We start from the raw sequence: 13,621 nt of genomic DNA on the forward strand, positions 1-13,621 counted from the left end.
CTCCGAAGCCGAACGGCGCGCCGCTCTGAGCGGATGGATCCACGAATACAATCACCACCGACCCCACACCGCCTGCAGCAACAAGCCACCCATCACCCGTTTGACCAACCTGTCGGGTCAGTACAACTAGGGACGCAGGACCGGGGGGTGTGTCCCCCCGACGACCTCGAAGTCGCCCGGTGCCACGGTCTGGCGGCACGCGGCGCACACGGTCTCCGGGTGCAGTTCCGCACCGCAGCTGTGGCGGAAGACGGCCTTCGGCGCGTCGTCGCCGACATGCCGTTCGCCCCATTCCTTGAGCATCAACATGACCGGCACGAGATCCTCGCCCGCGGGGGTCAGGTGGTAGTCGAAACGTGGCGGGTGATCGGAGTACCGGGTCCGCACGACGACGCCGCTCTCCTCGAGCTTCCGTAATCGGCCGGCGAGCAGGGTGCGTGGTGCACCGGTCAGGGCGACGAGCTCGGAGAACCGGTGATAGCCGTAGGCGAGCTCGCGCAGCAGCGGGAGCGAAGGACGTTCCCCGATGACCGCCAGGGCGTTGATGCCCGCGCTCAGGACGATCGTGATCGGTTGTGTCGATCCCCGTGTCGATCCGGAGTTGCTGCTCGGCGCGCAGGTGGGCGAGGTGGCCGTGATCCGGAACGTGGGTGGTCGGGTGACACCCGGTGTGCTCGACGAGCTCGCGATGCTCCGGTCGGTGACGCAGGCGGCGGGTGGCGATCTCGGCGCAGGGTGGGAGGTGATCGTGCTGCAGCACACCGATTGCGGCATCACCCGACTCGCGGGCGACGACGCGACGCTGGCGGGCTTCCTCGGGGTGCGCGCCGACGAGGTCGGGTCGAAGTCGGTCGGCGATCCGCGGGCCGCGGTCGCGCACGACGTCGGCATCCTGGACGGCGAGACCCGTCTCGGCGCAGGCCTGCGGGTTTCCGGGATGGTCTACGACGTGACGACGGGACTCGTCGACGCGGTCAGGCCGTGACCGCGGCGAGCATCGACAGCTTCTGGTGGCTCTCGCTGCCGGGCGTGGCGGTGTAGACCAGCAGCAGCAGTCCCTGGTCGGGCTCGGTGAGCGTCTGGCAGTTCACCTCGATCGTCCCCAGCTCCGGGTGCAGGATCCGCTTCGTCGACACGTCGAGCGCCACATCGACATCGTGCTGCGACCACAGTGCGACGAACTCCGGTGACACCTCGGCGAGTGTCCGACTCACCTCTGCGGCGCGGGATGTCGGCCCCTCGACGGTGACCGCACGTCGCAGACGCGCGGTGTGCGCCCGCGCGTGGTGGTCGTGATCGGCCTCGGGGACGCGTGCCCGCTGGCGGGGGTCGGTGAACCAGCGGTACACGACGCTGCGGTGCACCCCGGTGTACTCGGTCTCGTCGCCGAGGAGGGCGATGGCCGGACGGGTCTGGATGAGGGTCTCGCCGGCGCCGTTGACGACCATCGCGGGGGTGTCGCCGAGTCGATCGACGATGCGCAACAGTCCCGGCGGCACGTGGTCGCTCCGTGTGATCCGCTGCGGCGCATGGTGGCCCGCGAGAACGAAGAGGTGGTCGCGTTCGGCCAGCGACAGGTGCAGCGCCCGGGCGAGCGCGGAGAGCATCTGGTCCGACGGCTGCGGGCCGCGCTTCTGTTCCAGTCGCGACAGGTAGTCGGTCGACATGCCGGCGAGCATCGCGACCTCCTCGCGCCGCAGGCCCGGGGTGCGGCGTCGTTGCCCGCGCGGCAACCCCACGTCCTCGGGCGCCAACGCCTCCCGGCGACGCGTGAGGAATTCGGCGAGCCCGGCGCGATCGGTGTCCACCCGACCATCATGGGCGACGCCGCGCGCCGCATCCAGGGAGCGCCGATCCCCCGATGAACGGTGCCTTCCTGCCCGTGTCGGTCCGGTGTCGACTGGTGTCACCGGGCCACACGGCCACCGCACACGAGAAACGAGATCCTCATGCAGATCAGCGGCAACACCATCTTCCTTCCCGGCGCCACCTCGGGAATCGGCGAGGCCCTCGCGGTCGCCCTGCACGACGCCGGCAACACCGTGGTGATCGCCGGGCGCCGCCAGGAACGCCTCGACGACATCGCCGCCCGCCACCCGGGCATCGAGACCGCGCGCCTCGACGTCGCCGACCCGGCGTCGATCGACGCCGTCGCCGCCGCCGTGCTCGCCCGCTTCCCGGCGCTCAACGTCCTCATCACGATGGCCGGTGTCGCCGGCTCCGAGGACCTCACCTCGGCCGACTTCGTCGACACCGCCGAACGCATCGTCACCACCAACGTCCTCGGGACGATCCGTCTCGTCGGCGCGTTCACCGAACACCTCGCGACGGTGCCCGATGCGACCGTGGTGACCGTCTCGTCCGGTCTGGCGTTCACGCCGATGCCGGTGACGCCCACCTACTCGGCCACGAAGTCGTTCGTCCACGCCTTCACCGATTCGCTCCGGATCCAGCTGCGCGACAGCGGTGTCCGGGTACGCGAGCTCGTCCCGCCGGCGGTCCAGACCGACATCTTCGACGGGCAGGCCGACGCCGAGTGGGCGATGCCGCTCGCCGATTTCGTCGCCGAGGTGATGGATCTGCTCGCCGGCGACGACGACGAGATCGTGGTCCGCAACGCCCGCGCTCTGCGGAACTCGGAGGTCGACGGGACGCGCGGGGAGCTCATGGAGCAGCTGGCGCATCTCATCGGCTGACGACTCTGGTGGGGGCATGGGGTGAGGCCTACCGTGGAGGCATGAGCATCCGCCTCGGTTACCAGATCCCCAACTTCACCTACCCCGGGACGCCGGCCGACATCGTGCCGACCGTGCTCGCCCAGGCCCGCGAGGCCGAGGCCAGTGGCTTCGACGCCGTACTGGTGATGGACCACTTCTACCAACTCCCCGGGCTGGGTGAGCCGTCGGAACCGATGCTCGAGGCGTACACGCTTCTCGCGGCGATCGCCGGGGCGACCGAGTCGATCCAGTTGTCGACGCTGGTCACCGGCAACACCTACCGCAACCCGGCGATGCTCGCGAAGACGGTCACCACCCTCGACCTGGTGAGTGCGGGTCGCGCGGTCCTGGCGATCGGCGCGGGGTGGTTCGAGCTCGAGCACCAGCAGATGGGCTACGAGTTCGGCACCTTCACCGACCGATTCGAGCGTCTCGACGAGGCCCTGCAGATCATCGAACCGATGTTGCGCGGCGGTCATCCCGAACTCGACGGCAGGTGGTATCAGGCACATTCGACCCTCAACGAGCCGCGGGTGCGCGACACGCTGCCGATCATGCTGGGTGGTGGCGGCGAGAAGAAGACGTTCGGTCTGGCCGCGCGGTACGCCGATCACCTCAACATCATCTGCAACGCGAGCGAGCTGCCCCGCAAGCTCGACGCCCTCGCCGCGCGGTGCGAGGAGGCCGGTCGCGACCGCGGCAGCATCGAGACGAGCTTCCTCGCCTTCGTGATGGTCGACGCCGACGGCGACAAGGCCCGACAGATGCAGCGGGACTATCTGATCAAGACCGGTGTGAACGTCGACGCACTCGACGCCGACGGGTGGGCGCAGGCCACCGACCGGATGTTCGTCGGCACCCCCGACGACGTCGCCGAGCAGATCCAGCGTCGCGTGCTCGATCCCGGTGTCGACGGCGTGATCATCAATCTCGTTCCCAACGGCCACATCCCGGGAACCGTCGAGATGGCGGCGTCAGCGCTCAAGCCCCTCGTGAGCGGACGGGGCTGATGGGGCCGACGGGCTGACGGCCGGGTTCGGCGCCGACTCCATCAGCGCGCGGAGACCGCCGGCGATGAACCGTGCGGCGATCGCGATCGCCTCTCCGGGGTCGACCCCGGAGACGAGCAGGGACTCCCGCGCGGCGTACACCGACGCGCCGACGACCATCGCCGCGAGCTGACGGATCGCCGGCGCCTCGGGGTCGACGCCGACGACGGCGCCCATCCGGTCGGCCACGCGGGACACGATCGCCTCGTTGAAGCGGTCACGTAGATCGCTCGGCGGGCCGGCGTCGCGCATCTCCACGATGAGCCGGAAGCCGTGCGGCCGGGCGGCGGCGTAGTCGAAGAACGCCGCGACGTCGGCGGCGACCTCGTCGTCGATCGTCAGGTCCTCGGCACGGCCGTAGGCGGCGAAGAGATGCTGCCGAGCGTGCTCGAACTCGCGCTCGAGGCACCGTTCGTACAGCGTCGCCTTGTCGGAGAAGTGCTTGTACAGAGTCGGTTTGGTGGTGTTGCCCCGGGTCGCGATGGCGGCGACGGTGGCGTCGGCGAAACCCTGCTCGGCGAAGACCTCGGCGGCCGCGGACAGCAACGGGTCCAACGGCACCGCCTCCGGCCCGGGCTTTCGCCTGCGTGCATCGCGCTCGATCACCGCATCACTTTACTCACGGGTCAGCAGATGCTATCTGTTTACCATGAGGTCAAGTGTTCTGGATCACGTTCGTCTCGCCGTCGGCGTGGTGATCGCCCTCGCAACGGTGACGGCCGTGACCCCCGCGATCGGCTCGACGCCGTCGGCGACCGCGGCCCCGGCATCGGCGGTGAGCCGCTGCGCGCTGCCCGGTTCCGGTGCCCCGTCGACGGCATCTCCGGCATCGGTCGGCATCGATCCGGGCAGGCTCGACGCCGCCATCGCGTTCGCGAGCTCCCGGCTGCGCACCAACATCACGGTCTTCCGCAACGACTGCCTCGTCGGTCGCGGGCCGTTCAACGCCGTGACCGACAACCTCCCGTGGAATCTGTGGAGCGGCACGAAGTCGGTCGTGTCGATGGTGGCCGGCGTCGCCCACAGCGAGGGGCGACTCGCGCTCGACGCACCGATCGGGCGGTACCTGCCGGCCGGTGAGGGCGACGCCGCCCATCGCGCGATCACCGTGCGCGATCTCCTCACGCAGACATCGGGTCTCAAGCAGTCGATCGTCAGCGAGGGCATCCCGGCCGCTCTCGATCTCGACACCGACATCGTCGGGCAGGCGCTGGCCCTGCCGATCGTGCACCGCCCGGGCACCTTCTTCGAATACGGGCAACACAACGCCGATCTCCTCGCCCACGTGGTGCAGTCGGCGGTGGGGGAGGACTTCCAGACCTACGCGCAGAGAACGCTGTTCGCGCCGCTGGGCATCGGCCGGGGTGACTGGTTCTGGAACCGCGACCGACGCGGCAACACCTACGGGTACGCGTTCCTCTACATGCCGCCGAGTGATTTCGCGCGCCTCGGACTCCTCATGCTCGACGACGGGTCGTGGAACGGTCGTCGCGTGATCGCGTCGGACTACGTCGCGGCGCTGCGCACACCGACCGCGACGAACCCGTGCTACGGATTCCTGGTCTGGCTCAACCGGTCCCCGTGCACCGGTCCGTCCATCCCCTCGCGCCAGACGCAGGACGTGGCACCGCTGGCCGGCATGCCCGCCGATGCCTACGCGATGGTCGGGTTGATGCAGCAGAACAACTTCATCATCCCCAGCCTCGACCTGCTGGTCAGCTGGACCGGCGCGTTCGGGGACGTGTCACGGGATCCGATCACGCTGCTCAGCGGGAGCCTCAACAGCGAGCTCTACCACGACTTCCTGCGATTGCTGGCCGCGGCGATCGTCCGGCCGCGACTGCCCGACCCCGGGCCCTACCGCCCGACGTTCAACCTCACGGTCGATCCGGATCAGTTCGCCGATCCCTCGATCGCGGTGGGCGCGTTCGGGCTCGGGCCCTACGCGCCGAAGGGGTGCACCCTGGTGCGGTGCGGCGACACCCCGCTGCGCGCACCCCTGCAGGGCAACCCGGGATGTTTCGCCATCACCTGCCTGCCGACCCCGACGGGCCCCGGCCGACGACCGAACTGACCGGTCGCCCGACCTGATCGGTCGTCAGGTCAGGTCCGCTTCCAGGGGTCGTCGTCGCGACGGGTCTCCGCCGATCCGGGGCCGTTCTCGTCGGGCTCGGACCATCCGTGCGGCTCGTCGCCGGTGACGCGCGGGATGTTCTGTGTCGCATCGTCGTCGGTCGGACCGGCGCCGGATGCCCCACCGCCGCGCTTACTCAGGTCGGGGAACGTCGAGGTGGCGTCATCCGAGCCGCCGAAGGCGCCGGAGTCGTCGCGTGTGGCGGCGGAGTCGGTGTCCTGGGTGGCCACCGGGTAGTACGGGTCCTCGCCGCCGGCGGTGGCGGGGGTGCGACGCGGTCCGCGCAGCAACAGCACGATGCCCGCGGCGAGCGCCAGCACACCGAGGATGCCGAACACGATGGGCATCCACCGTCCCCACAGCTTGATCGGTGACGCGAGGTCCTTCGCGTCGGCCGCGCGCTGCTCCTGGGTCTTCTGGTCGTAGGCGAAGGTGGCGTCGAGGTTGGTCAGCGAGAAGTTCTTCAGCGCATCGGGTGCGTCGTCGCTGATGCCCGAGATCTTGAAGTACTCCTGCACTCGCTCACGATCGTTCACGATGGTCCCGGTCGTGGGGTCCACGTAGAGGTCGCGGGTGGTCTTGCGGTAGAGGTCGGCGGGCAGCACCTGCTTGCCGTCGATGCCGGGGAAACCGCCGTACCAGGACGCGGTCTGGGTGAGCTGCGTGCCCTGCGGGACGCCGCCGTTGGCGTCCTTCAGGGACGCGAGGTTCGCCTCCGGCACCTCCTGCGAGAAATGGTCGACCGACACGCCGTTGATCTCGGTCGAGTCGACGTACTTCAGCGGGCTGGTGGTGCGGCTCGCGAGATCGAAGTAGATGTAGTTCTTGCCCTTGTCGGTGTCGAAGGGGAAGCGGTACTGCAGTCCGCGGCGATCGGGGATGGTGACCGTCTTGTCCGACGAGTCGAGCTGCACCTCGGAGCTGCCGCCCCCGCTCAGGGCCGGTGCGCCGGTGGTGCGGTTGGTGGTCACACGGTCCTTGGTCGCGCTCAGCAGCGCACCGAGGCAGCCGCCGCCGCTCGTCGAATCCGAACTGGGCGTCACGGTCTCACCCGAGATCTGCACCTGGTTGATGCGCACCGAGGTGCCGGCCTGGAAGGTGACGCGGTCACTGTTCGCCGGCTTGACGACCACCACGCGCTGCTGGCGGGTCAGGTTCGCCGGCGACACCTCCGGCTTCGACGACGTGAGCGAGCACCGGTTGAGGATCTGCGCGGGCAACGCCTGGCTCCCCGAGGAGCCGTCCGTGCGCTGCGAGGTCGACACGGTCGTGTAATCGGTGTCCATCGGGGTCTTCTGGAACTGACCCACCAGGTACAGCGGCATCGCGATGGCGGCGACCACGAACAGCGCCCCGATGAAGATGAGGACGGGCCCCACCAGCTCTCGGACCGACATACGGCTTGACGCCATGGCGAAGACTCCTTCGGAGAACGATGTGTCCGGCCGGTGGTCGCCACGTCGTCCCGCAGAGCCGACGTGAGCGGTCCCACCCTGCGAGCGAGACTAACAGTCGGCCCCGCAGCCTCACGGGATCGAAGGCCGGGCGCGGACAGCGCGGTACTTTCGGATCCATGCGCGCCACGTCCGGACACGTCCCCGCGCTCGACGGGATGCGTGCGCTGGCGGCGCTCGGTGTCCTCACCACGCACGTGGCGTTCCAGACCCGCTGGTTCGACTCCTCGGTCGTCGGATCGGTGCTCGGCCGTCTCGACCTGGCCGTGGCGGTGTTCTTCGCGCTCTCGGGTTTCCTGCTGTGGCGCCCGCATGCCGCCGCGGCCCGGGGTCTGCGGGAGGCGCCCTCGGCGATCCGCTATCTCCGGCACCGGGTGGTGCGGATCTGGCCGGCGTATCTCGTGGTCGTCGTGGTGGTGCTGTCGCTGCTCCCGGCGGCCCGGGGTGCCGGTGTCACCACGTGGCTGGCCAACCTGTTCGTCGCCCAGATCTACGTCCCCTACTCACTCACCTCGGGGCTCACCCAGATGTGGACGCTCGCGGTGGAGGTCAGTTTCTACCTCCTGCTCCCGGTGATCGCCGTGTCCGTCGCGCGGCTGCGCGGTGATCGTGCGCGATGGCGGTCGCCGGTGCTCGTCGCGGCGGCCGTGGTGTGCCTGGCGTGGCCGTGGGTCGCGTCGACTCTGCCGCTCGCCCCGGGCGTCGCGGTCGACAACTGGCTACCCGGCCACCTGGCCTGGTTCGTCGCGGGCATGGTCCTCGCCGAGAGCGTGAGCGACGTGCACGAGACGGGGTCATGGCCGCGTCGCATCGCGGCCGACCGCCGCATCATGGCCGTCCTCGCCGTGGTGGCGTACGCGCTGGCGTGCACCCCGATCGCCGGCCCGATCGGCCTCGCAGCGGTGTCGAGCGCCGAGTTCGCGACCAAGACGGTGCTCGGCGCCGCGGTCGCGTTCGGTCTGCTGGCACCGATCGTCCTGGGCGACCACCGCCACCGCGTGCTCACCTCGACGGTGATGCAGACGCTCGGGCGCTGGTCGTACGGCATCTTCATCTGGCATCTCGCGGTGCTGGCCGCGGTGTTGGGACTCTTCGGCTTCGCGGCGTACGGCAGCTCGCCGTGGTGGGTGTGGTCGCTGACGGTGATCGTCTCGATCGGGGTGGCCGCGGCGAGCTACGGGCTCGTGGAGGAGCCCGCGCGGCGTCGCCTGCGTGCCTGGGAGAAGGCGCGCACACGCACCGATGCCGACTCCGGCACCGCGACGACGGTCACGAGTGCCACCACCGCGGCGAGCGCGGGAGCGGTCACCCACCAGTCGAATCCCGTGTAGGGACCACCCGAACCCCACGGACCGAGTGACAGACCGGCGCACGCGAGGGCGAAGGCCGAGGCGACGGCGACCGGGACCGCACGCGGTCGTCTCCGGCGCAGGGCGAGGACGCCGGAGGCGACCGCCGCACCGATGAGCAGCCCGCCCCAGCCCGAGAGCACCCCGACCGCCGCCACCGCGGCCACGCAGGCGACACCCGGCGCGCGCGGCGGCGGGCCGACCGACAGCGGATCGTGTCGGGCGCCGGGACGTCGTGCGCCGATCGCGGTCAGCACGAACAGCAGCGCGACCGCGAGGAGCCCGAGCAGCAACGCGAGTCGGTAGGGCGCGTCGAGCGGGTAGTCGAGGGTGACGGTGCCGGCGAGTCCCGCGGGCACGATCCAGCCCTGCTGCCAGCCGTTCACGACGATCGGGGTGAGCCTGCGTCCGGCGAGGCTCGCGTGCCACCCGGAGTTCTCCGACTCGGGGACCACCAGCACCCGGTCCCGGTCCGAGGCACCCACCGTCGCGGTCCGGTGATCGGCCGACCACGTCCCGGTCGCCACCGGCTCGAGGCGGTCGGACGCCGGGGCGGCGGCGGTGCCCGCCTGTGTTGCCGTGGTGGTGGCGGTGAGGGTCACCGAGTCGACGGTGAACGCGCCCGACGGATTCACCGACAGCGGTTGTGCGCCGGCGCGCAGCGACAACGGTGCGTCGGATCCGCACACCGTCGCCGCGACGGGTGAGCCCGCGACCAGCTGGCGCGCCGTGGTCGTCACCGACAGCGGCACGGTCGTCGCCCCCAGCGACATCGTCAGGCCGGCGTCGCACCCGATGCGCACCAATCGGTCCGGTGACGCGACCGGCATCGGCCCGCTGTCGGGACCGAGACCGATCTCGGCGATGCCGACCGGCGCGGTCGCGGCGAAGCCCAGGCTGTTGACGTCGACGAGGTCGGTGGCCTCGAGCACGGTCACGGTGATCGTCGAGGTGCGCGCAGCCGACAGGCGGATCCGCCCGTCGGCGGGCACCGTCCGCACCTGCCGGCCGGTGCCGAGGTCGATCGCGACGCGGCGTGGCGCCGCGGGGTAGAGGCCGCGGGGGCGGGTGATGGTCACCGAGTCGACCAGTCGCGGTGCGGGCAGCGTGATCCGCACCGACGCCGGGGGTGCACCGGGGCGGGTGGAGGCATCGGGCGCGATCCAGGTGGTCCCGGGGTCCCCGTCGATCACGGCCGCGGCCGAGGCGCGTTGATCGGGCACCGACGACGTGCCCGTCGCGGTCGCCGCGTCGGTCGGCGCGAGGAAGGTGTTCAACGGCGTCCCGGGCCGGCCGCGCACCCAGATCCGCGGTGTGACGCGGGTGTCGGCCGGCACCGACAACACCCGCGAGAACAGTCCCGGTTCCTCGGGGGAGAGCGCGAGCGCCGACGAGCAGCGGGTGATGTCGGGGCCGGGTGCGCAGGCGGTGCGCCCGGGCAGGTCCTGGCCCAGGTCCCACTGCGCGACGGAGCGCCCCGCGGGTTGCACGGGGAGCACGGTGCGGTGGGTGATGGTCAGCGGCGCGCCGGTCCGGGTGTCGGTGAGCGCCAGTTCGGCGATGGCGAACTGGCTTCCCGCGGTGCCGTTCTCGGTGCTGATGGCGCGGACCTGCAACGACCGTGTGGGGCCGCTCGGGGCCACGACGGTCACCGGCTGCCCGGGGGAGATGCCCTGGGCCACCGAGGTGCCGCTGTCGGTGGTGATCAGGAGACCGGTCACGGCCGGACCGAGCGCCTGACCGGGGGTGACCGTCACCGACAGGTTCGAGCGCGGCGCGGTGAAGTCGACCTGCAACCACTGTCCGACGGCGCTGTCGAGACCGCGACTCACCCATGAGGTGTTGGCGTCGGTGTCGAAGGCGGCGGCGGGTGAGTTCGCCGGCGAGGTCTGTCCGAGTTGCGTTGCGTCGGAGGCAGATCCCGACGCCGTCACCGACACCGCGTTCGGCCGGCCGTCGAGCAGCCACTGTCCGCGGACGAGGCCCGCCCCGTCGACGGGGTAGTCGGGTGCGGCGTTCTGCGTACGTCGGGGATCGCCGGGCGCGCGGATGGCCGAGCTGTGGTCGTCGACCCGACCGAAGTCGACCTCGCGGTCGGCGGGGGTGTCGGTGACGACCGCACCCGAAGTGCCGGTGTCGTCCACCCCCGCGCGGCGCGCGTCGGCGTCGAGGAGCGTGGGACCCAGGGCGGGGCCGCCGGTGCGTGCGGCGTGTTCCTGTAGGCGAGCGAGTGATTCCGGGCCACCGACCACCCGCGGCATCGCGGCCAGGTCGACCAGTCCCGGTGCGGTGCCGTCGAATCCGACGGTCGAGGAGACCCGGTAGATCTCGATGGCCCGCATCGGGGGGATCAGCCCGTCGTCGCCGACGACGCCCTTCACCCGGCCGGGCCCGATGAGCGGCCCGAATTCGGCGACCTTCGACAACCCGGGGGAGGCGGTGAGCGCCGCACGCGCCACGATCGGTCGGGCCGACCGCGACCGGATGGGGGCGAGGTCCGCGCGCAACACCATGTATCCGATTCCCTGCTGCGCCAACGTCGCCGCGAGCCCCGGCGACCCACGGCCCGAGGCGATCTGTCGTTGCACGGAGTCCATCGCGCGGATCGCACCGGGTGGCACCAGCGGGATGGCGTCCCGCACCGCCCATGGTGTGGTCGCGAGCGGCTGCAGCGGTTCGTCGCGCGTGAGACCCCACGTCTGCACGGCGAACGGTGCCCCGGGCACCACCAGTGCCCGGGTGGGGTGGGCGGAGTCCGCGGGATGGGCGGCGTCGCCGGAGTGCTCCCGCAGCCACGCCGCGGTCTGCGGCCAGTAGTCCGGCGTCGACCGCACCGTGCCCGAGGGCGCCAACTGCCCGGTGACCACCAACGACCCGGCGCCGAACAGCACGACCGTCAGCACCATCGTCGCCGCGACAGGTCGCGATCGTTCGGGGTGGGCGAACGCCGTCGCAGCCGTGCGCCATCGCACCGCGCCGGGCAGCGGCACCCGTGCCAGCAGGTGGGCGATGCCCAGCACGATCGGGATGCGGATCAGCGGGTCGAACTTGTGGATGTTGCGCAGTGGCGCACCGGCGCCGTCGAGGAACGCGCGGACCTGGTCGGCGACAGGCGAACCCAGGCCCCAACCGCTCGTGCCGGCCGACCAGCCGCAGCCCATGATGACCAGACCCACGACCGCGAGGGTGACGAGTCGTCCGCGGGCGGGCATCGACCGCATCGCCAACCCGGCCAGCCCGGCGGCCGCGACCGATCCGGTGGCGAGCACGGCAACCGGCGACGACACCAGCAGCGACCCGGCCACCCTGTCGGGCGAGACGAACGGTGTCCACGAACTGGTGCCGCGCAGCACCTCGGTCAGCGACGTCCATCGTGTGGTCACCCGCGACGACTCGATGAAGTCCAGGAACGGGGGGCTGACCCGCGACAGGATGAGCAGCGGCACCACCCACCACGCGCACGCCAGCGCGACACCGAGTGCCCACCACCCAGTGAACAGGGTCCACCGGGCGGCGCCCTCGCGTCCGGTGGGGACGTGCAGCGCCCACCACAGCACCGCTGCGGCACAGGCGGCGGCGGTGGCCACGGCGTTCACCGCGCCCATCAGCGCGACCGCGCAGGCCGAGCGGAACGCGAGCTGCCGCACCGACGAGCGGTGATCGGAGCGGTCGAGGGCGATCACGACCGGGATCAGCACCCACGGCGCGAGCATCATCGGCAGCGTCTCCGACGAGATCGACCCGATGGTGGTGAGCACGCGTGGGCTCACGACGAACGCGGTCGCGGCGAACAGGCGCGAGCCGCGGCTGCCGACGCCGAGCGCCTCGGCGAGCCGGACGATGCCGATGAAGCCCACCGTCAGCAGCAGCGCCCACCACAGTCGCTGCGTGACCCAGCCGGGCAGGCCGATGACATCACCGAGGACGAAGAACGCGCCGTGCGGGAAGAAGTAACCGTAGGCCTGGTTCTGCACCTGGCCCATCGGCGCCACCGACGACCACAGGTGGGTGGCGCGGGAGAGGAAGCCGAGCGGATCGGCGGTGAGGTCGAGTTTGGTGTCGGCCGACACCGCGCCGGGCGACTGGACGAACGAGGCGATCAGCGCCACCAGCGCGACGACCGCGACCCCTCGGCGTGAGAGCCGATCGGCCACCATGAGTGGCCTCAGGTCAGTTGGAGACGCCGGCGTTGTCGCGCGTTCCGTAGTCGACCGAGCCCTTCACGAAACCGTTGTCGGCGTTGAAGCTGTTCACCGACGTCGACGGGGTGTCGTCGGAGGCGAGGTACCCCCCGAGGAAGACCACCGCGATGGCGACGATCACGCCCATGATCCCGGCCACGGCTCCGGCGATGAGACGGTTGTCGGTCATGCCGGTCAAGCTACCATTCGTGGCTCATGTCACCGGTGTGCCCGGCCCGGTGCACCGGGCCGGCACCACGAGGACGGGCCGGCTGCAGTGTTTGAGCACCTGTTCGGCCACGCTGCTGCGCATGAGGGCGCGCAGGCCGGTCGCGCCGCGGGTGCCGGTCACCAGGACGTCGGCGTCGATCTCGTCGGCGACGTCGATCAGCGCGCCCCACACCGTCCCGGTCACCTCCACGAGGTGCCCGCGGGATCGCAGCCCGCACGAGGCCGCGCGCTCGACGCCGCGATCGTTGAGGGTGCCTGCCTCGATCCGGAGGAGTTGGTCGGTCTCGCTGTCGAGCGCGGTGCCGAACACTGGCTGCATCCCCGACATGCTCGACATCCGCGCGGTCTGGTGCAGCGCGGTCTCCCAGGCGGTGACGACGACCGCGCCGCGGCCCGCCCAGATCCGCCCCGCCCAGTCGATCGCGCGATCGGCGTTGTCGCTGCCGTCGTAGGCGATCATGATCAGGTCGTCGGTTGCGGTCATCGGATGTCCCTTCGTCTGACCC

The 13,621-nt window shown here is 71.0% G+C and carries 12 protein-coding genes and 1 pseudogene; 6 read left to right on the plus strand and 7 right to left on the minus strand.

Annotated features, from left to right (window positions below):
- A partial coding sequence (locus TU34_RS22820) for an integrase core domain-containing protein (RefSeq protein WP_045821292.1) occupies positions 1 to 130 on the plus strand: 130 nt, incomplete at its 5' end.
- On the opposite strand, the gene TU34_RS24195 is transcribed toward TU34_RS22820, so the two are convergent.
- Positions 127 to 639, minus strand: coding sequence for a winged helix-turn-helix transcriptional regulator (locus tag TU34_RS24195; RefSeq protein WP_238981146.1), 513 nt, complete (start codon positions 637 to 639; stop codon positions 127 to 129). The genes TU34_RS22820 and TU34_RS24195 overlap by 4 nt on opposite strands.
- Here TU34_RS24195 and TU34_RS23435 point away from each other — a divergent pair.
- Positions 527 to 985 (plus strand): carbonic anhydrase, encoded by a 459-nt coding sequence (locus TU34_RS23435; RefSeq protein WP_045821293.1) that lies wholly within the window; start codon positions 527 to 529, stop codon positions 983 to 985. The genes TU34_RS24195 and TU34_RS23435 overlap by 113 nt on opposite strands.
- On the opposite strand, the gene TU34_RS02560 is transcribed toward TU34_RS23435, so the two are convergent.
- Positions 975 to 1,808, minus strand: a complete 834-nt coding sequence (locus TU34_RS02560; RefSeq protein ID WP_045821294.1) for a helix-turn-helix transcriptional regulator — start codon at positions 1,806 to 1,808, stop codon at positions 975 to 977. The genes TU34_RS23435 and TU34_RS02560 overlap by 11 nt on opposite strands.
- A gap of 141 nt (positions 1,809 to 1,949) precedes the next feature.
- Between TU34_RS02560 and TU34_RS02565 the strand changes: the two genes are divergently transcribed.
- Positions 1,950 to 2,696, plus strand: a complete 747-nt coding sequence (locus tag TU34_RS02565) for an SDR family oxidoreductase (RefSeq protein WP_045821295.1) — start codon at positions 1,950 to 1,952, stop codon at positions 2,694 to 2,696.
- Between the two features lie 41 nt (positions 2,697 to 2,737).
- Entirely contained in the window at positions 2,738 to 3,727 is a 990-nt protein-coding gene (locus TU34_RS02570; protein WP_045821296.1) for an LLM class F420-dependent oxidoreductase, read from the plus strand.
- On the opposite strand, the gene TU34_RS02575 is transcribed toward TU34_RS02570, so the two are convergent.
- Positions 3,692 to 4,372, minus strand: a complete 681-nt coding sequence (locus TU34_RS02575) for a TetR/AcrR family transcriptional regulator (protein WP_082079772.1) — start codon at positions 4,370 to 4,372, stop codon at positions 3,692 to 3,694. The two genes, TU34_RS02570 and TU34_RS02575, sit on opposite strands and share 36 nt — an antisense overlap.
- Positions 4,373 to 4,487: 115 nt before the next feature.
- Here TU34_RS02575 and TU34_RS02580 point away from each other — a divergent pair, with 115 nt between their 5' ends.
- Positions 4,488 to 5,840 carry a serine hydrolase domain-containing protein gene (locus TU34_RS02580; protein WP_238981138.1) on the plus strand — a complete coding sequence of 451 codons (1,353 nt, stop codon included), beginning with the start codon at positions 4,488 to 4,490 and terminating at the stop codon, positions 5,838 to 5,840.
- 29 nt (positions 5,841 to 5,869) lie between these two features.
- On the opposite strand, the gene pgfA is transcribed toward TU34_RS02580, so the two are convergent.
- Positions 5,870 to 7,312 (minus strand): cell envelope lipid trafficking protein PgfA, encoded by a 1,443-nt coding sequence (gene pgfA / locus TU34_RS02585; RefSeq protein WP_082079773.1) that lies wholly within the window; start codon positions 7,310 to 7,312, stop codon positions 5,870 to 5,872.
- 161 nt (positions 7,313 to 7,473) lie between these two features.
- On the opposite strand from pgfA, the pseudogene TU34_RS22825 reads away from it, so the two are divergent.
- Positions 7,474 to 8,514 (plus strand): annotated as a pseudogene (locus TU34_RS22825) (acyltransferase family protein); the annotation flags it as partial.
- 14 nt (positions 8,515 to 8,528) lie between these two features.
- Here the strand turns inward: TU34_RS22825 and TU34_RS02590 are convergent.
- The 3 genes from TU34_RS02590 to TU34_RS02600 are packed head-to-tail and all read right to left on the minus strand — an operon-like array spanning position 8,529 to position 13,599.
- Positions 8,529 to 12,860: an alpha-(1->3)-arabinofuranosyltransferase gene (locus TU34_RS02590; protein WP_045821298.1), complete on the minus strand. Its 4,332-nt coding sequence runs from the start codon at positions 12,858 to 12,860 to the stop codon at positions 8,529 to 8,531.
- A 13-nt stretch (positions 12,861 to 12,873) separates the two neighbouring features.
- On the minus strand, positions 12,874 to 13,074 hold the full coding sequence (locus TU34_RS02595) for a DUF2613 domain-containing protein (protein ID WP_045821299.1): 201 nt from the start codon (positions 13,072 to 13,074) through the stop codon (positions 12,874 to 12,876).
- A 24-nt stretch (positions 13,075 to 13,098) separates the two neighbouring features.
- Positions 13,099 to 13,599: a universal stress protein gene (locus TU34_RS02600; protein ID WP_045821300.1), complete on the minus strand. Its 501-nt coding sequence runs from the start codon at positions 13,597 to 13,599 to the stop codon at positions 13,099 to 13,101.
- Positions 13,600 to 13,621: the final 22 nt, after the last annotated feature.

The sequence above is a fragment of the Williamsia herbipolensis genome (genome assembly GCF_000964005.1).
Lineage (GTDB): Bacteria > Actinomycetota > Actinomycetes > Mycobacteriales > Mycobacteriaceae > Williamsia_A > Williamsia_A herbipolensis.

What these genes read in the sequence shown, in the direction of transcription:
- TU34_RS02600 (WP_045821300.1), bottom strand. Translation starts at nt 13,599, where the DNA reads ATGACCGCAACCGACGACCTGATCATGATCGCCTACGACGGCAGCGAC.
- TU34_RS02565 (WP_045821295.1), top strand. Translation starts at nt 1,950, where the DNA reads ATGCAGATCAGCGGCAACACCATCTTCCTTCCCGGCGCCACCTCGGGA.
- TU34_RS02570 (WP_045821296.1), top strand. Translation starts at nt 2,738, where the DNA reads ATGAGCATCCGCCTCGGTTACCAGATCCCCAACTTCACCTACCCCGGG.
- TU34_RS02595 (WP_045821299.1), bottom strand. Translation starts at nt 13,074, where the DNA reads ATGACCGACAACCGTCTCATCGCCGGAGCCGTGGCCGGGATCATGGGC.
- TU34_RS02590 (WP_045821298.1), bottom strand. Translation starts at nt 12,860, where the DNA reads ATGGTGGCCGATCGGCTCTCACGCCGAGGGGTCGCGGTCGTCGCGCTG.
- TU34_RS23435 (WP_045821293.1), top strand. Translation starts at nt 527, where the DNA reads ATGACCGCCAGGGCGTTGATGCCCGCGCTCAGGACGATCGTGATCGGT.
- pgfA (WP_082079773.1), bottom strand. Translation starts at nt 7,312, where the DNA reads ATGGCGTCAAGCCGTATGTCGGTCCGAGAGCTGGTGGGGCCCGTCCTC.